16 protein-coding genes and 1 other RNA gene are annotated in these 16,088 nt (G+C 62.3%); 4 read left to right on the top strand and 13 right to left on the bottom strand.

The genetic code is table 11. The features are described from left to right. Nucleotides 1-3: 3 nt before the first annotated feature. The gene (tyrS, locus tag QCE49_RS01520) at nucleotides 4-1,242 is read right to left on the bottom strand and encodes a tyrosine--tRNA ligase (protein ID WP_008351563.1); all 1,239 of its coding nucleotides are present in this window, start codon (nucleotides 1,240-1,242) and stop codon (nucleotides 4-6) included. 313 nt (nucleotides 1,243-1,555) lie between these two features. Between tyrS and QCE49_RS01515 the strand changes: the two genes are divergently transcribed. Continuing rightward, nucleotides 1,556-2,686, top strand: a complete 1,131-nt coding sequence (locus QCE49_RS01515; protein ID WP_409017202.1) for an anhydro-N-acetylmuramic acid kinase — start codon at nucleotides 1,556-1,558, stop codon at nucleotides 2,684-2,686. A gap of 52 nt (nucleotides 2,687-2,738) precedes the next feature. Here QCE49_RS01515 and erpA read toward each other — a convergent pair whose 3' ends face one another. The 3 genes from erpA to rplM form a co-directional block, all read right to left on the bottom strand. Then, nucleotides 2,739-3,104 carry an iron-sulfur cluster insertion protein ErpA gene (gene erpA / locus QCE49_RS01510; RefSeq protein WP_008351567.1) on the bottom strand — a complete coding sequence of 122 codons (366 nt, stop codon included), beginning with the start codon at nucleotides 3,102-3,104 and terminating at the stop codon, nucleotides 2,739-2,741. 195 nt (nucleotides 3,105-3,299) lie between these two features. Beyond that, the gene (gene rpsI / locus QCE49_RS01505; protein ID WP_008351569.1) at nucleotides 3,300-3,692 is read right to left on the bottom strand and encodes a 30S ribosomal protein S9; all 393 of its coding nucleotides are present in this window, start codon (nucleotides 3,690-3,692) and stop codon (nucleotides 3,300-3,302) included. 11 nt (nucleotides 3,693-3,703) lie between these two features. Further along, nucleotides 3,704-4,132: a 50S ribosomal protein L13 gene (gene rplM / locus QCE49_RS01500; protein ID WP_008351572.1), complete on the bottom strand. Its 429-nt coding sequence runs from the start codon at nucleotides 4,130-4,132 to the stop codon at nucleotides 3,704-3,706. A gap of 583 nt (nucleotides 4,133-4,715) precedes the next feature. Here rplM and QCE49_RS01495 point away from each other — a divergent pair. Next, nucleotides 4,716-5,138: an OsmC family protein gene (locus tag QCE49_RS01495; RefSeq protein ID WP_014190403.1), complete on the top strand. Its 423-nt coding sequence runs from the start codon at nucleotides 4,716-4,718 to the stop codon at nucleotides 5,136-5,138. 66 nt (nucleotides 5,139-5,204) lie between these two features. Here the strand turns inward: QCE49_RS01495 and rnpB are convergent. The 3 genes from rnpB to pyrC all read right to left on the bottom strand — a co-directional run bounded on the left by rnpB (nucleotide 5,205) and on the right by pyrC (nucleotide 7,518). Then, nucleotides 5,205-5,617: RNase P RNA component class A (rnpB, locus tag QCE49_RS01490), an RNA gene on the bottom strand. Nucleotides 5,618-5,630: 13 nt separating this feature from the next. After that, nucleotides 5,631-6,443, bottom strand: coding sequence for a DUF3025 domain-containing protein (locus QCE49_RS01485; RefSeq protein WP_033536582.1), 813 nt, complete (start codon nucleotides 6,441-6,443; stop codon nucleotides 5,631-5,633). A gap of 10 nt (nucleotides 6,444-6,453) precedes the next feature. After that, nucleotides 6,454-7,518 (bottom strand): dihydroorotase, encoded by a 1,065-nt coding sequence (gene pyrC / locus QCE49_RS01480; protein WP_175979792.1) that lies wholly within the window; start codon nucleotides 7,516-7,518, stop codon nucleotides 6,454-6,456. Nucleotides 7,519-7,698: 180 nt separating this feature from the next. Between pyrC and QCE49_RS01475 the strand changes: the two genes are divergently transcribed. Next, complete coding sequence (locus QCE49_RS01475; RefSeq protein WP_075583487.1) at nucleotides 7,699-8,601, top strand: class II glutamine amidotransferase; 903 nt, start codon at nucleotides 7,699-7,701, stop codon at nucleotides 8,599-8,601. A gap of 50 nt (nucleotides 8,602-8,651) precedes the next feature. On the opposite strand, the gene QCE49_RS01470 is transcribed toward QCE49_RS01475, so the two are convergent. The 6 genes from QCE49_RS01470 to QCE49_RS01445 form a co-directional block, all read right to left on the bottom strand. After that, nucleotides 8,652-9,377 carry an amino acid ABC transporter ATP-binding protein gene (locus tag QCE49_RS01470; protein ID WP_033536539.1) on the bottom strand — a complete coding sequence of 242 codons (726 nt, stop codon included), beginning with the start codon at nucleotides 9,375-9,377 and terminating at the stop codon, nucleotides 8,652-8,654. Beyond that, nucleotides 9,374-10,051, bottom strand: a complete 678-nt coding sequence (gene gltK / locus QCE49_RS01465; RefSeq protein ID WP_008351586.1) for a glutamate/aspartate ABC transporter permease GltK — start codon at nucleotides 10,049-10,051, stop codon at nucleotides 9,374-9,376. The genes QCE49_RS01470 and gltK overlap by 4 nt, the downstream gene beginning before the upstream one ends. Further along, complete coding sequence (locus QCE49_RS01460) at nucleotides 10,052-10,792, bottom strand: amino acid ABC transporter permease (protein WP_008351587.1); 741 nt, start codon at nucleotides 10,790-10,792, stop codon at nucleotides 10,052-10,054. A 68-nt stretch (nucleotides 10,793-10,860) separates the two neighbouring features. Continuing rightward, nucleotides 10,861-11,754, bottom strand: coding sequence for a glutamate/aspartate ABC transporter substrate-binding protein (locus QCE49_RS01455; RefSeq protein ID WP_008351588.1), 894 nt, complete (start codon nucleotides 11,752-11,754; stop codon nucleotides 10,861-10,863). A gap of 273 nt (nucleotides 11,755-12,027) precedes the next feature. Then, nucleotides 12,028-13,341 (bottom strand): Glu/Leu/Phe/Val dehydrogenase, encoded by a 1,314-nt coding sequence (locus tag QCE49_RS01450; RefSeq protein ID WP_008351589.1) that lies wholly within the window; start codon nucleotides 13,339-13,341, stop codon nucleotides 12,028-12,030. A gap of 108 nt (nucleotides 13,342-13,449) precedes the next feature. Next, on the bottom strand, nucleotides 13,450-14,421 hold the full coding sequence (locus tag QCE49_RS01445) for a LysR substrate-binding domain-containing protein (RefSeq protein ID WP_008351590.1): 972 nt from the start codon (nucleotides 14,419-14,421) through the stop codon (nucleotides 13,450-13,452). Between the two features lie 275 nt (nucleotides 14,422-14,696). On the opposite strand from QCE49_RS01445, the gene QCE49_RS01440 reads away from it, so the two are divergent. Continuing rightward, nucleotides 14,697-16,085: an MFS transporter gene (locus QCE49_RS01440; RefSeq protein ID WP_250456606.1), complete on the top strand. Its 1,389-nt coding sequence runs from the start codon at nucleotides 14,697-14,699 to the stop codon at nucleotides 16,083-16,085. Nucleotides 16,086-16,088: the final 3 nt, after the last annotated feature.

The following is a 16,088-nucleotide window of genomic DNA, read 5'->3' as shown; positions in this document are numbered from 1 at the left end:
GGCTTACGCCGTCAGCGTGACGCGCGCGAAGCGGCGCTTGCCCACCTGCACGACGAACTCGCCCGCTTCGACCTTCAGCCCCTTGTCGGAGACCGTCGCGCCGTCGATCTTCACGCCGCCCTGCTCGATGTTGCGCAGCGCTTCGCTCGTCGACGGCACGAGTCCCGCCTGCTTGAGCAGCTGGCCGATCGCGACCGGCGCGCCTGCGAGCGTGACAGTCGGAATGTCGTCGGGCACGCCGCCCTTCGCGCGATGATTGAAGTCTTCGAGCGCACGCTCCGCATCCGCCGGCGAGTGAAAGCGCGCGACGATTTCCTGCGCCAGCATCACCTTGAAGTCGCGCGGATTGCGGCCGCCTTCGGCTTCGCGCTTGTAGCCTTCGATTTCGCTCATCGGGCGGAAAGACAGCAGTTCGAAGTAACGCCACATGAGCACGTCCGAAATGCTCATCAGCTTGCCGAACATCTCGGTCGGCTTCTCGCTGATGCCGACGTAGTTGTTCTTCGACTTCGACATCTTTTCGACGCCGTCGAGACCTTCGAGCAGCGGCATCGTCAGAATGCACTGCTGTTCCTGGCCGTACTGCTTCTGCAACTCGCGGCCGACGAGCAGATTGAACTTCTGGTCCGTGCCGCCGAGTTCGAGATCCGCGTTGAGCGCGACGGAATCGTAGCCCTGCATCAGCGGATAGAGGAATTCGTGGATCGAAATGGGCACGCCGCCCTGGAAGCGCTTCGTGAAGTCCTCGCGCTCAAGAATGCGCGCGACCGTGTAGCGCGATGCGAGCTTGATCATGCCGTCGGCGCCGAGCGGCATCGACCATTCGCTGTTGTAGCGGATTTCGGTCTTTTCGCGATCCAGCACGAGCGCCGCCTGCTCGAAGTACGTCTTCGCGTTCATCTCGATCTGCTCGCGCGTGAGCGGCGGGCGCGTCGCGTTGCGGCCAGACGGATCGCCGATCAGCGACGTGAAATCGCCGATCAGAAAAATGACCTGGTGGCCGAGATCCTGCAACTGGCGCATCTTGTTCAGCACGACCGTATGGCCGATGTGAATGTCGGGCGCGGTCGGATCGAGGCCGAGCTTGATACGCAGCGGCTTGCCCGTCGCGGCGCTTCGCGCGAGCTTCTGCGCGAATTCGTCTTCGATCAGCAGTTCGTCGCAGCCGCGCTTGGCGATGGCGAGCGCGCTTTTGACATCTTCGGTGATCGGGAAGCTGGGCGCGTTGGAATCAGTGGTCATGCTTGCGGCTTGTGAAGTCAAAAGGGTTCGATGACCGGCGATGCGGTGGCGTGGCCTGCGCAGATGCCGCGTCGAGAAGTGGGGCGCGGAAAATGACGAAATCGCGCGCAATTGCTTGTTCAGGCTCACGATTTTACGCGATGACGCGGGCATTCGCGCCCTTTCGTGTCTGATCGCGCGGTTTTGCGCGGCATTCGGCGCTCAGGAGTGTGGAATCGCGTCTTAACGATTCGCCCCGTAACGCGGATAATCGCCGCTGATTGGCAACATCGGCATCGACGAGGAGATCAGCGTGGGAAAGAAAACCGAAGCAATCGAAACCGGCAAGGCGGACGGCGTGTACTTCGGTTTGATGTCCGGAACCAGCATGGACGGCGTCGATGGTGTCGCGGTCCAGTTCGCGACGGGCAAGCCGCCCGTCGTGCTCGGCGAGGCGCATGTCTCCTTTTCCAAAGGCTTGCGCGATGCGCTGTTCGAACTGCAGTCGCCCGGCGACAACGAACTCGAACGCGAAGCGCTCGCCGCGAATGCGCTCGCGACACGCTATGCCGTCTGCTGCCACGAACTGCAGAGCATGAGCGGATGCTCGGCGACGAAGGTGCGCGCGATCGGCGTGCACGGCCAGACGGTGCGGCATCGGCCTGACAAAGGCTACACACGGCAGATCAACAATCCGGCGTTGCTCGCGGAGATGACCAGCATCGACGTGGTCGCCGATTTCCGCAGCCGCGATGTCGCCGCGGGCGGCCAGGGCGCGCCGCTCGTGCCGGCGTTCCACACGACCGTGTTCGGCGAAAAGAACGAGACGCGCGTCGTGTGCAACCTCGGCGGCATCAGCAACATCACGATTCTCGCGGCGAACGGAGACGTGCGCGGCTTCGATTGCGGCCCGGCCAACGCGCTGATCGACGAATGGGCTTTGCGCCACACACAGCGCGCCTATGACGACGGCGGGCAGTTCGCAGCCAAAGGCCGAATCGATCAATCGCTTCTCGACGCGCTACTCGACGAACCGTTTTTCGACCTCGCGCCGCCGAAGAGCACAGGGCGCGATCTGTTCAATCCGGCGTGGATGGACGCGAAGCTCGCAGCCTTCGCGAACCTCGCTCCCGCCGATGTCCAGGCGACGCTCACGGCCCTCACCGCGACGACCGTCGCGCGCGAGATCGCGCGACACGCGCCGGACACGCGCGCCGTGTACGTGTGCGGCGGCGGCGCACGCAATCCTGTGTTGATGAAGATGCTCCAGCAGGCGCTCGAAGGCAGCAAAATCGCAGGCGTTCCCGTGATGACGACCGAGGCGCTCGGCGTGCCGCCGCAACAAGTGGAAGCGCTTGCTTTCGCGTGGCTCGCGATGCGCTGTGTCGCGCGCGAGCCGGGCAATCTGCCCGCGGTGACGGGCGCGGCGGGCGAGCGCGTGCTCGGCGCGATTTATCCGCGTTAACAAAAAACGGAGCCGCTGAGGCTCCGTTTTCTTCAGCGTCAGAAATGCACGCTTAGACCGAGAACGACGAACCGCAACCGCAAGTCGTCGTGGCGTTCGGATTCTTGATGACGAACTGGGCGCCGTTGATGTCGTCCTTATAGTCGATCTCCGCACCGACGAGATACTGATAGCTCATCGAATCGACGAGCAACTGCACGCCAGCCTTGTCCATGACGGTGTCGTCTTCGTTCACTTCTTCGTCGAACGTGAAACCGTACTGGAAACCCGAGCAGCCGCCGCCTTGCACGAACACGCGCAGCTTCAGATCCGGATTGCCTTCTTCATCGATCAATGACTTGACCTTTTCCGCGGCCGCGTCGGTGAAGACGAACGGCATCGGCATTTCGGTCGTGGGGGTGTCGCTGACAGCGCTCATTCGAATTCTCCAATTAAGCTTCTAGCCGCTATTGTAGGGCTGATCTCAATATCGTGCCGAATGTCCATGGAATCAATGGGCTATATGAAAATTCGACATGGTCCAGCCCAAACGCGCCAAAACGAAAAAAGCCGCCTGCACAGGGCGTGCGGGCGGCTTTTGCAGCTTCGCCGGAACCCGTCCGGCAAGAAACGCTTAACGCTTCGAGAACTGCTTGCGGCGGCGTGCCTTGTGGAAACCGACCTTCTTACGTTCCACTTCACGCGCGTCACGCGTGACGAAGCCTGCGTTCGACAGTTGCGACTTGAGCGTAGCGTCGTAGTCCATCAGCGCGCGGGTGATGCCGTGGCGAACCGCACCGGCTTGACCCGTCTCGCCGCCACCGTTGACGTTGACCTTGATGTCGAACGTGGTGGCGTGGTTCGTGAGTTCGAGCGGCTGGCGCACGATCATCAGCGACGTTTCACGCGAGAAGTAGTCGGCGATGGGCTTGCCATTGACGATGATTTCGCCCTTGCCCGACTTGATGAAGACACGAGCGACGGCGCTCTTGCGGCGGCCCGTACCGTAGTTCCAGTTACCGATCATGTGGGCTCCCCTTAGATCTCGAGCGCTTTAGGCTGTTGAGCCGTATGCGGATGCGTTGCTTCGGCGTAGACCTTCAGCTTCTTGATCATCGCGTAGCCGAGCGGACCCTTCGGAAGCATGCCCTTGACAGCCTTCTCGAGCGCGCGGCCCGGGAAACGCTCTTGCATCTTGCCGAACGTCGTTTCGTAGATGCCGCCCGGGTAGCCCGAGTGACGATAGTACTTCTTGTCCGTGGTCTTGTTGCCGGTGACCTTCAACTTGCCGGCATTGACGACGATGATGAAATCACCGGTGTCGACGTGCGGAGTGAATTCAGGCTTGTGCTTGCCGCGAAGACGGCGTGCCACTTCGCTGGCGACACGGCCGAGAACCTTATCCGTCGCGTCAATCACGTACCATTCGCGCGTCACCTCTTCGGCTTTTGCGGAAAACGTCTTCATGATCGATCCAAAAAATTGATCTGCCCTTGAACTGTGTCTTGTTCGGCCCTGCTTATATGAGTGCGCTCAGGTCGAAACCGGGCGCGTGCAGGCTCTCACAAGCCTCTCTCCGCGGGCGTGTGGCGAAGAGAACTTTGAATTATAAAGGGAATTTGGTCGCCGCGTCAAAAGAATGCTTCGACAGGCGCGAGGACGAAAAAAAGCCCGAGCAGCTTGGCTCGGGCTTAATCCACCAAAGGAGGAGGTGGAGGAGACAGAAACGAGTATAGGCACGGTCATGCTGCAAAGCAAGAAGATTTGCATGGTGGAATATGATTTCATAATCTGGAATCTGAGCACAATGGACATGTCCCCCGAAAGCCCTTTATTTTCAGATGTTTACGGGCCGCGACTGCCTGGACGCCGTCGCGATGAGCCTTTAGAGCCCGTCCTCGACTGGCGCGCTCACGGCCGGCATCAGAATCGCCGCGCCGATTTACGCTTCGTCAACCGGTAGATGCTCGTAAGCAGCGACCGGTGGAAAAATTCCGAACCGCTACAATGTAGCCTCTGTAACGACGCGCTGAACAGCTGGAGCCTGAGCATGGAATGCAAAGTTAGCTGGATGGGACAAGACGGCATGGCCTTCGCCGCCGAGACGGGAAGCGGCCATCTCGTAAACATGGACGGCGCACCGGAAGGCGGCGGCCGCAATCTCGCGCCGCGCCCGATGGAAATGGTGCTGCTCGGCACCGGCGGATGCACCGCCTACGACGTCGTGATGATCCTGAAAAAGAGCCGTCAGGAAATCCAGGGCTGCTCGGTCACGCTGAAGGCCGACCGCGCGAGCGAAGACCCGAAAGTCTTCACGAAGATCCACTTTCACTTCACCGTGACGGGCAAGAACCTGAACCCGGCGACCGTCGAGCGCGCGATCAACCTGTCGCACGACAAATATTGCTCGGCGTCGATCATGCTGGCGAAATCGGCGGAGCTGACGCATTCGTTCGAGATCGTCGAAGCGTAAGTTTCATCGGAAGCAAAAACGAAAAGAGCCGACGTCGCGAGACGCCGGCTCTTCTCTTTTGAATGACGACAAAGCGGGCCGATAAGCCGGATTCTGTGCACGCGCCGCCCGAAAGCGACGCGCGTGGCAATCATTCCTCTAGACGCGTCATTACTGACGCGCTCAAGCTTCCTACCCGCAGACGAACGGGGGCCCCGTCCTGCATCGCGAAGATGCGCGCCTGCCTATTTGGAATTGCTCCGGGTGGAGGTTACCGTGCCGGAACGTCTCGCGACGTCCGCGGTGCGCTCTTACCGCACCGTTTCACCCTTACCTGATCTCCGGACTTGCGCCCGGAGCCATCGGCGGTTTGCTTTCTGTTGCCCTGTTCCGCGTGTCGCCACGGATGGCCGTTAGCCATCACCCTGCCCTGTGGAGTCCGGACTTTCCTCGCCCTCTTCGGCTTTCACCTCGGAGGCCGCGATTGCCTGGCCCGCTTTGCAACTCGTCATTTTAGCATCCGCGCGATCGGCGGCCCGGTCGAAAGACGGAAACGTCGTCGTAGAAATCGGGCGATGCATTCGCGTCCCACCAGCCCGGCACGCCCAGCACCGGCAGCGGCGCGAACGCGCGGCTGTCGATCGGCGCGGCGTTCAGCCGTTCGGACACGCATCCGTCGATGAACGCGCGGCGCGCGGCATCGTCGAGCGAAAAATAGTCGGCGGGAACATCGACGATCCACGCGTGCCCCGTGCACGCCTTGTACGGCGCGACGAGCTTTTCCAGCAACGCGTGCCCGAAAATGCGCGCCTCGCAGCGCGTGCCCCACGCCGCGCGCTCGCCGACGAAGAGCGTGCGCCAGCCGAAACCGCGCAGCGCGCGTCCAAGCGATGCATCGGCGCAGGCGAAGAACACCGCGTTTTCATCGAAGAGCGTGAGCGCGTCGCGCACGCCGCCGCGCGTCGGTCCGATGCCGAGCGTATCGATCTGCTCGGCCTGCCGCGCGTTGAGCGCCGCCTTGATGCGCGGATACGCGAACCACATCGAGGCGTTGAAGAAATCGTGGAGATTGTGGCGCGTCGGCACGCAGCCGGTCTGCGCGATGTGACCTTCGTACGACGCACCCGAAGGCAGCGCTTCCTGCGCGATGAATGCAAGCGGCTTGCCGCGGCCCGTGACCTGCGCGGCGGCCGTGGCGTCGTCGTTCAATGTCGCGAGATAGTTGTCGTAACCCGCGAGCGCCGCCGTCTGCCAGCGCCTGCCGCGCGCTTCGATGGACGCGAGCCAAGGCCGCGCCCAGTCGATATCGGCGAAACCCGCGCTCACGTCGGCGTGCTTACTGCGCGTCCACGAAACGCCAGCCGATCGATTCGCCGCCACGCAGCGGCACGACGGTCGAATCGCCGGCGGTGAATTCGGCGGGCAACGTCCACGAACCGCGCTCGATCGTCACCGATTCCTTGCTGCGCGGCAGACCGTAGAAGTCCGCGCCGTGGAAGCTCGCGAAGCCTTCGAGCTTGTCGAGCGCGCCGGCTTTGTCGAAAGTTTCCGCATAGAGTTCGAGCGCGTGCAGCGCCGTGTAGCAACCCGCGCAACCGCACGCGTGCTCCTTCAAGCCCTTCGGATGCGGCGCGCTGTCCGTGCCGAGGAAAAAGCGCGGATTGCCCGACGTCGCCGCTTCGACGAGCGCCACGCGATGCGTCTCGCGCTTCAGCACCGGCAGGCAGTAGTAATGCGGACGCATGCCGCCGACCAGCATGATGTTGCGGTTGTACAGCAGGTGATGCGCGGTGATCGTCGCGCCGATCTCGCCGTCCGCGTCGCGCACGTAATCGGCGGCGTCCTTCGTCGTGATGTGCTCGAACACGACTTTCAGCGCGGGAAAATCGCGGCGCAGCGGCGTCATCACGCGGTCGATGAACACTTTCTCGCGATCGAACACGTCGATGTCGCTATCGGTCACTTCGCCGTGAGTCAGCAAGGGCATGCCGACTTCCTGCATCGCTTCGAGCGTTTTCGCGCATTTGCCGAGCAGATCGGTCACGCCTGCGTCGGAATTGGTCGTCGCGCCCGCCGGATACAGCTTCACGCCATGCACGAAGCCGCTTTCCTTCGCGCGGCGGATTTCGTCGGGCGGCGTGTTGTCGGTGAGATAGAGCGTCATCAACGGCTCGAAGCGCGCGCCCTTCGGAAGCGCCGCCAGAATGCGCTCGCGATAGGCCGCGGCCATTTCCGTCGTCGTCACGGGCGGCTTCAGATTCGGCATGATGATTGCGCGGCCGAACTGGCGCGCCGTGTGCGGCAGGACGGCCGCGAGCGTCGCGCCGTCGCGCACGTGCAGATGCCAGTCGTCGGGACGCGCGATCGTGAGCGAATTGGGCGAGGATGAAGTAGCGGACATGGCGAGATGACGGGGAACGTTGGAATGGCGCAAGTCCACGCAAGGACCGGAAAAAATCGCCGTGGAATTTCCACAACGCGCGCATCGACGAGCGTTTGCGCGTTTTTTTCGATTCGGTCTCGGTGATATGCTTGTCGGACGTATTGTAACAACAGGCCAAAAGCCGACCGCCTCAGCATCATGTGCCAACTTCTCGGAATGAACTGCGCCGAACCGACCGACGTGACGTTCTCGTTCACCGGTTTCGCGGCGCGCGGCGGCGTCACCGATCATCATGCCGACGGCTGGGGCATCGCGTTTTTCGAGGACAAGGCCTGCCGGCTTTTCATCGATCATCAGTCGTCCGCCAGTTCGCCGCTCGCGGACATGGTGAAGCGCTATCCGATCAAGTCGAAGAACACGATCGCGCATATCCGCAAGGCGACGCAGGGGCATATCCTGCTCGAGAACTGCCATCCGTTCATGCGCGAACTGTGGGGCCGGCACTGGATCTTCGCGCACAACGGCGACCTCAAAGGCCACGCACCCGAACTCACCGGCGTATATCAGCCGGTCGGCACGACGGACAGCGAGCTTGCCTTCTGCGCGCTGCTGCAAGGCTTGCGGCGCGCGTTTCCGTGCTCGCAGCCGCCGCTCGACGAACTGTTCGACGCGCTCGCCGAACTCACCCGCGACATCACGCAATACGGCGTCTTCAACTTTCTGATGTCGAACGGGCAGGCGCTCTTCTCGCACTGCTCGACGCATTTGTACTACCTGGTGCGTAGCTGGCCGTTCTCGACCGCGCATCTGATCGATGCCGACATGTCGATCGATTTCGCCAAGTACACGACGCCGGAAGACCGCGTCGCCGTGATCGCGACGTCGCCGCTCACCGACAACGAAATCTGGACGCGCTTCGCCCCCGGCGATCTCGCGATGTTCCAGTGCGGCGATCTCGCCCGCGCGACGAATATTCCGGTGCCGGAGGAAGTGGCGAGGAAAGCGGCCGAGCCGCTCGCGAAGGCGTGCATCGGATCCGCGCTGAAGATCGACGAGATACGGACGACAGCGGCGATGGAATCGGAACTCGGGATCGAATAAAAAACGGCGCTTCTTTTCGGAAGCGCCGTTTTGCTTTGCCGAGCCGAGACTCAGTGCAGGATCTTCGCGAGGAAATCCTTCGCACGATCCGACTTCGGATTCGCGAAGAACGCTTCCTTCTGATCGTCCTCGACGATGAGCCCGCGATCCATGAAGATCACGCGATTCGCCACCTTCTTCGCAAAGCCCATTTCGTGCGTCACGCACATCATGGTCATGCCTTCCTGCGCGAGTTCGACCATCACGTCGAGCACTTCGTTGATCATCTCCGGATCGAGCGCGGACGTCGGCTCGTCGAAGAGCATCGCGATCGGGTCCATCGACAGCGCGCGCGCAATCGCCACGCGCTGCTGCTGACCGCCGGACAACTGGCCCGGAAACTTGTCCGCATGCGCGCGCAGGCCGACGCGATCCAGCAGCTTCATGCCCTTCTGCGTGGCTTCGTCGCTCGAACGGCCGAGCACCTTGATCTGCGCGAGCGTCAGGTTCTGCGTGATCGTCAGATGCGGAAACAGCTCGAAGTGCTGGAACACCATGCCGACCTTCGAACGCAGCTTCGACAGATTCGTCTTCTTGTCCGTCAGCGACTGGCCGTTGATCGTGATTTCGCCCTTCTGGAACGGCTCCAGGCCGTTCACGGTCTTGATGAGCGTCGACTTGCCCGAACCCGACGGGCCGCACACCACGACGACCTCGCCCTTCTTCACTTCGGTCGTGCAGTCGGTGAGCACCTGGAACTGCCCGTACCACTTGGAAACATTCTTGATAGAGATCATCTTGCGACCTTTTTCTGAAGACTTTTGACGAGCGCCGACGCCACCACGCAAATCACGAAATAGCACGCGCCCGCGAACAGAACCATTTCGACGGACGTGCCGTCTCGATCCCCGATGTTCGTCGCCGTGCGGAAGAAGTCCGCGAGACTGATGACGTAGACGAGCGACGTATCCTGAAACAGGACGATCGCCTGCGTGAGCAAGAGCGGCACCATCGCGCGGAAGGCCTGCGGCAGCACGACGAGCTTCATCGCCTGGCCGTAGGTCATGCCGAGCGCGAACGCCGCGTTCACCTGACCGCGCGGCACCGCTTGAATGCCGGCGCGGATGATTTCCGAATAGTACGCGGCTTCGAAGAGCGAGAACGCGACCATCGCCGAGGCAAGACGGATGTCGATGTCGGCCGACAGTCCGAGCACGTTTTGCAACAGCTGCGGCACGATCAGGAAGAACCACAGCAGCACCATCACGAGCGGAATCGAGCGGAACAGCGTGACGTACGCGCTCGCGAACCATTGCAGCGGCTTCACGCCCGAAAGGCGGAACAGCGCGAGGATCGTGCCCCAGATGATGCCGACCACGATGGCGAGCACGGTGATCTGCAGCGTGATCTTCGCGCCCGTCATCAGCGTGGGCCACGACGCGAGCACACCGCTCCAGTTGAACTGATGCATTTATTTGCCTCCGATGTAGCCAGGCAACCGCGTCTTCGCCTCGACCCAGCGCATCAGTTGCATCACGACGAGGTTGATGAGCATGTAGGCGATCGTCACCGCGATGAACGATTCATACGTCTGCGCCGTGTAATCGACGAGCTGGCGCGCCTGAGCGGACAGATCCAGCAGACCGATGGTCGACGCGACCGCCGAGTTCTTGAACACGTTGAGGAACTCGGACGTGAGCGGCGGCACGATGATGCGGTACGCGACCGGCATCAGCACGTAGCGATACGTCTGCCATTGCGTGAAGCCCATCGCGAGACCCGCGTTGCGCTGTCCGCGCGGCAGCGCGTTGATGCCCGAGCGGACCTGCTCGCACACGCGTGCGCCAGTGAAAAGCCCGAGACAGATGATCGACGACGAAAAGAACTGCGCGGTGGGCGGCAGTTGCTTGAACCAGTTGCCGATGGAAGGCGGCAGCAATTCCGGTATCACGAGATACCAGACGAAGAACTGCACGATCAGCGGAATGTTGCGGAAGATCGCGACGTAGACGGTGCCGATGCCCGCCAGCGTGCGATTCGGGACCGTGCGCAAGATGCCGAACAACGAGCCGACCACGAGCGCGATCACCCAGGCCGCGAGCGACACGGTGATCGTCACCCAGAAGCCGGAAATCAGCCAGCCGAGATAGGTGGTGGGCTCGCCGGTCGAAACCGGACTCAGCAGGATGCCCCAGTTCCAGTGATAAGACATGGACTCACTCCAAAAAGAAACGGAAGAAGCAAGCTCCTTCCGTTTCGTCTGTTCGATTACCGAACCGGTTAGTCGATTGCCTTGTCATTCGGGCTCTTGTAGAGAGCCTTCATGTCTTCACTTTCGGGGAAGTTGAGGTTGAGACCCTTCGGCGGAATCGGGCTTTCGAACCACTTCTTGTAGATCTTGTCCGCTTCGCCCGAGGTTTCGACCTTGGCGATCGCGTCGTCGACGACCTTCTTGAACTCCGGATCGTTCTTGCGGATCATGCAGCCGTACGCTTCATGCGATTGCGGCGCACCGACGATCACGAAATCGTTCGGGTTGTTCGACTTCGCGCGCTCGCCCGCGAGCAGCGCATCGTCCATCATGAACGCGACGGCGCGGCCGGTCGACAGCGTCAGGAACGACTCGCCGTGATCCTTCGCGCTGATGATGTTCATGCCCATGTTCTTGTCCTGATTCATCTTGCGAAGCAGGCGCTCGGACGTGGTGCCGGCGGTCGTCACGACGGTCTTGCCCTTCAGGTCGGCCCAGTCCTTCACGCCCGAATCCTTCTTGGTCATGAGGCGCGTGCCGATCACGAAGATCGTGTTCGAGAAGGAAACTTGCTGCTGACGCTCGGCGTTGTTCGTCGTCGAGCCGCACTCGATATCGACGGTGCCGTTCTGCACGAGCGGAATGCGGTTCTGCGAAGTGATCGGCGTGAGCTTCACCTTCAGGTCGGACATGCCGAGCTTCTGCTTGACCGCGTCCACGACCTTCAGCGCGAACTCATGCGAGTAGCCGACGACTTGCTGCTTGTCGTCATAGTAGGAAAACGGAATGGACGATTCGCGATGCCCCAGCGAGATCACGCCCGTGTCCTTGATTTTCTTCAGCGTGCCGGCGTCTTGAGCGTATGCGCCGGTGGCGAGAAACCCGAGCGCGGCGACGAGCAGCGCAGCCTTTTTAACCTTCATGTGTTCGATCTCCTGTGGCGAAAAACCGGGGCAAGTTTAGCAGGGTAATTATTCTGAAAGAATGATTGTTAACCCACGACCGTCTTATTTCTGAGACGCTGTCGCCGTAAGGGTGCAACCCGGTGCGACCGCGCATATTACTGGCGTTTTTGTGACCATGCTTGACCGAATGCAGCGAGTCGGCCGACTTGTCGCTTTCATGCAAATGCGGGCGGCATTCCGAATGAAATGCCGCCCGCAATCAATTAAAGGGCACGACCGCCTGACACCGAATCAGGGATACAGCCCGCGCATCTCGCGCGCCTGCAGAATGCGCGTACACGCGACGATGAACGCCGCCGTGCGCACCGATACCTTGTGCTCGCTCGCGACCTGCCACACGCCCGCGAACGCTTCGCGCATCACGCGCTCGAGACGCTGATTGATCTCGTCCTCGGTCCAGAAGAAGCTCGAGAAGTCCTGCACCCATTCGAAGTACGACACGGTCACGCCGCCCGCATTCGCGATCACGTCCGGGATCACGAGGATACCCTTGTCGTTGAGGATGTCGTCGGCCGCGGTCGTGGTCGGGCCGTTCGCGCCTTCGACGACGATCTTCGTGCGGATCTTCGACGCGTTCTTCTCGGTGATCTGGTTTTCCAGCGCGGCCGGAATGAGGATGTCGCTTTCGATCATCCAGAATTCTTCCGCCTGTACCGGATCCGCGCCCGCGAAGCCGCCCACGCCGCCGTTCTTCGCGACGTGATCGAGCAGCGCGACGGTATCGATGCCCTTCGAGTTATGAATCGTTCCCGTGTGATCCTGCACGGCGATGACCTTCGCGCCCGCTTCCTGGAACAGCTTGGCCGCGATGCCGCCGACGTTGCCGAAGCCCTGCACCGCGATGCGCGCGCCTTCGATCTCCATGCCGATGCGCCGCGCCGCTTCCGTGCCGACGACGAACACGCCGCGCCCCGTCGCTTCCTTGCGGCCGAGCGAGCCGCCGAGCGAAATCGGCTTGCCGGTCACGACGCCGGTTGCCGTCTGGCCCTGGTTCATGGAGTAGGTGTCCATCATCCACGCCATGATCTGCTCGTTCGTGTTCACGTCCGGCGCGGGAATGTCCGTGTTCGGCCCGATGATGATGCCGATCTCGCTCGTATAGCGACGCGTCACGCGTTCCAGTTCGCCACGCGACAGCGTGCGCGGATCGACACGAATGCCGCCCTTCGCGCCGCCGTACGGCACGTTTACCGCCGCGTTCTTCACCGACATCCACGCGGACAGCGCCATCACTTCGGAGAGCGTCACGTCCTGGTGGTAACGCACGCCACCCTTGCCGGGACCGCGCGACGTGTTGTGCTGCACGCGATAACCCTCGAAATGCGCGACGGTGCCGTTATCCAGCTCGATCGGGCAATCGACGACGAGAATGCGCTTCGGGCGCTTGAGGGTTTCGAGCCAGCGGGAGAGAGAACCGAGATACGGGGCAACGCGATCGACCTGTTGCAGATAGTTTCCCCAGGGACCGAGATCATCGGCATGGAGATACGACGGGATGGCGTGTTTTGCGTCCGGCGCTTGCACAGGTTGCTTCGAGGCAGACATTGATGCTCCAGCGGTGAAGGAATTCGCTCATTGTCGAAAAACGTCGTTTCCAAATCCAATGCCGTTTCCTTATCCCGTCATGCAAAACTTGCATAACGTCGCGGAGCCTTATGCCGCGGGCTTCTCAGGCTGCGCCTTCAGCAATTCCTCACCGACCGCGTCCCATAGCGCGCGCATCAATGCCTGTCGCGGCTCTTCGCCCTGCGCTGCGAGCTTGTCGCGATAAAGGCGGATTTCCATCGTCAGCGTGAACTGGCCGGCGGGCGTGCCGCGCGTGCCGCGATCGAGGCGCACGAGCCGCCCTTCTTCCACTGCATCCTCGACAGCGCTGTGCGGCAGGAACGCGACGCCATGACCGGCGAGCGCCATCGCTTTCAGACCTTCGGCCATGTCGGTTTCATAGACCTTGTCGAGATAGAGGCGCGTCGGCGCGGTCGCGATGATGACTTCCGTCATGCGCCCGAGGTACGCATTAGGCGTGTACGACAGATACGGCACCGGCGATTCGGCCGTCGCGGGCAGCGTGAAGCGCGCGCGTCCGCCTTTGGTCACGGCGGAAAACGGGCTGATCGGTTCGGCGCCGAGCGTGAGCATGTCGTAGCGCGCGGGATCGAGCGCAACCGGATGACTCGGATGGTGATAGCCCATCACGAGATCGACACCGCCTTCGACGAGCGACAGCACCGCATCGTGCACATTGAGCGCGCGCAGCCGCGTGCGGATGCGTCCGAGCCGCGCCTCGATGTGTTCGAGCCAGCGCGGAAAATACGTGAGCGAAAGCGTGTGCGGCACGGCGAATTCGATGGTCGCCGACGGCACGCCGCCTTGTCCGCGCAATAGCGTGCGCGCTTCGTGGAACTGCGAGAGCATCGCGAGCGCCTGCTCGTAGAACACGTTGCCGGCTTGCGTGAGGCGCGTCGGATACACCGACCGGTCGATGAGTTCCGTGCCGAGCCACGCTTCGAGCGCCTGAATGCGTCGCGAGAACGCGGGCTGCGTGATGTGCCGAAGCTCGGCGGATCGACTGAAGCTGCGCGTCTCCGCGAGCGACACGAAGTCTTCCAGCCATTTCAGTTCCATGCGTTTCTCGGGCGCGCGCGGCGCTTCCTTGGCAAAGAACGCATTCTAGCCGGCGCATGAGCCGTGCGAAGGCGCGGCGCACCATTCGCATGCGGTCACGCACGGACGCGGTGCTGTCGGTTTGCGGGACGCGGAACCTCACGCGTGCTCTGATCCCTCGCCGACCCTTGCGCTACCCGGCGCATCGGTAAATATGCATTCCATTGGCATGATGCTTGCAATTTTCGGGGCCGTCGCGTGCTCATTCGGCAGTACGCGCATATACGGAACCCGCAATGTCCAATCTGATCGCATCGCTCAAGAGCGGCAACTGGCGCTCGCTCCTCGCCTGCTTCCTCTACTTCGATACGGGCTTTACCGTTTGGGTACTGTATGGGCCGCTCGCGCCGTTCATCGGACGCGACGTGACGATGTCCGCCGCGCAGCAAGGCTTTCTCGTCGCGGTGCCGGTGCTGGCCGCCGCCATTCTGCGCGTGACGCTCGGCAACCTCTATCAATCGACCGATGGACGGCGCGTCGCGCTGATGGGCGTCCTGCTCTCGTCGATTCCGTCGATCGTGCTGCCGCTCATGCCCGGCGTGCCGTCGTATGCGGTGTTGCTTGTGCTCGGCGTGTTCCTCGGCATGGGCGGCGCGAGCTTCGCCGTCGCGTTGCCGATGGCTGGCAGCAACTATCCGCCGAAGGTGCAGGGCCTCGTGCTCGGACTCGCCGCGGCAGGCAACATCGGCGCGGTGCTCGACGGCTTCCTGTTCCCGCATCTCGCCGATGCCTTCGGCTGGCAGATGTCGACCGCCGCCGCGCTGCCGCTGCTCGCGATTACGGGCATCGCGCTCTTCGCATGGGCGTCCGATGCCGGCGTGAAAACCGGCAGCACGATGCGCGCGCTGTCGAGCTTCGCGGTGACGCTCGTGAGCCTGATCGTGCTGGTGCTCGCGGTCAACGCGGGCGTGTTCGGCGGCGGCAAGGCGGGCGTGCTGCTCTTGCCGGTGATCGGCGCGCTCATTGCGATCGCGGTGCTGCCGCGGCATTATCGGTCGGTGCTCGGCGAGCGCGATACGTGGGTCATCATGCTCATTTACAGCATCACGTTCGGCGGTTTCGTCGGCATGTCGTCGTATGTGACGCTGCTGCTTACCTCGCTTTATCAGATGCCGAAGCTCGAAGCCGGCCTCTTCATGTCGCTGCTCGCGTTTCTCGGCGCGATCGTGCGTCCGTTCGGCGGTTATGTCGCCGATCGCGTGACCGGCGTGCGTGCGCTGCTCGTGCTGCTCGCGGCCATCGCCATCGGCGACTTCGCGTTCGCGATCTGGATGCCGCCGGTCGCGGGCGGTCTCGCGATTCTCATCTGCCTGTATATCGCGTTCGGCCTGGGCAACGGCTCGACGTTCCAGCTCGTGCCGCATCGCTGGAAGGGCAAGACGGGATTGCTGTCGGGAATCGTCGGCGCAGCGGGCGGTATCGGCGGGTTCTATCTGCCGGTCATCATGGGCATCGCGAAGGAAAGCACGGGCAGCTATCAAATGGGCTTCGCCACGTTCGGCGTGCTCGCAACGTGCGCGTTCGGCGCGCTCTTCGCGCTGCGCGGTCAGTGGCTGCGCTGGTCGTCGACGGCTTCGCAATCGCACGATGGCGTCGCCATCGGCGGCGCGCACGCGATGGAGTGAGGA

This window comes from Caballeronia sp. LZ008 (assembly GCF_031451435.1).
GTDB classification, from domain to species: domain Bacteria; phylum Pseudomonadota; class Gammaproteobacteria; order Burkholderiales; family Burkholderiaceae; genus Caballeronia; species Caballeronia zhejiangensis.
Note: the sequence above shows the minus strand (reverse complement) of the source record. Positions and strands in the feature narration are given on the sequence as shown.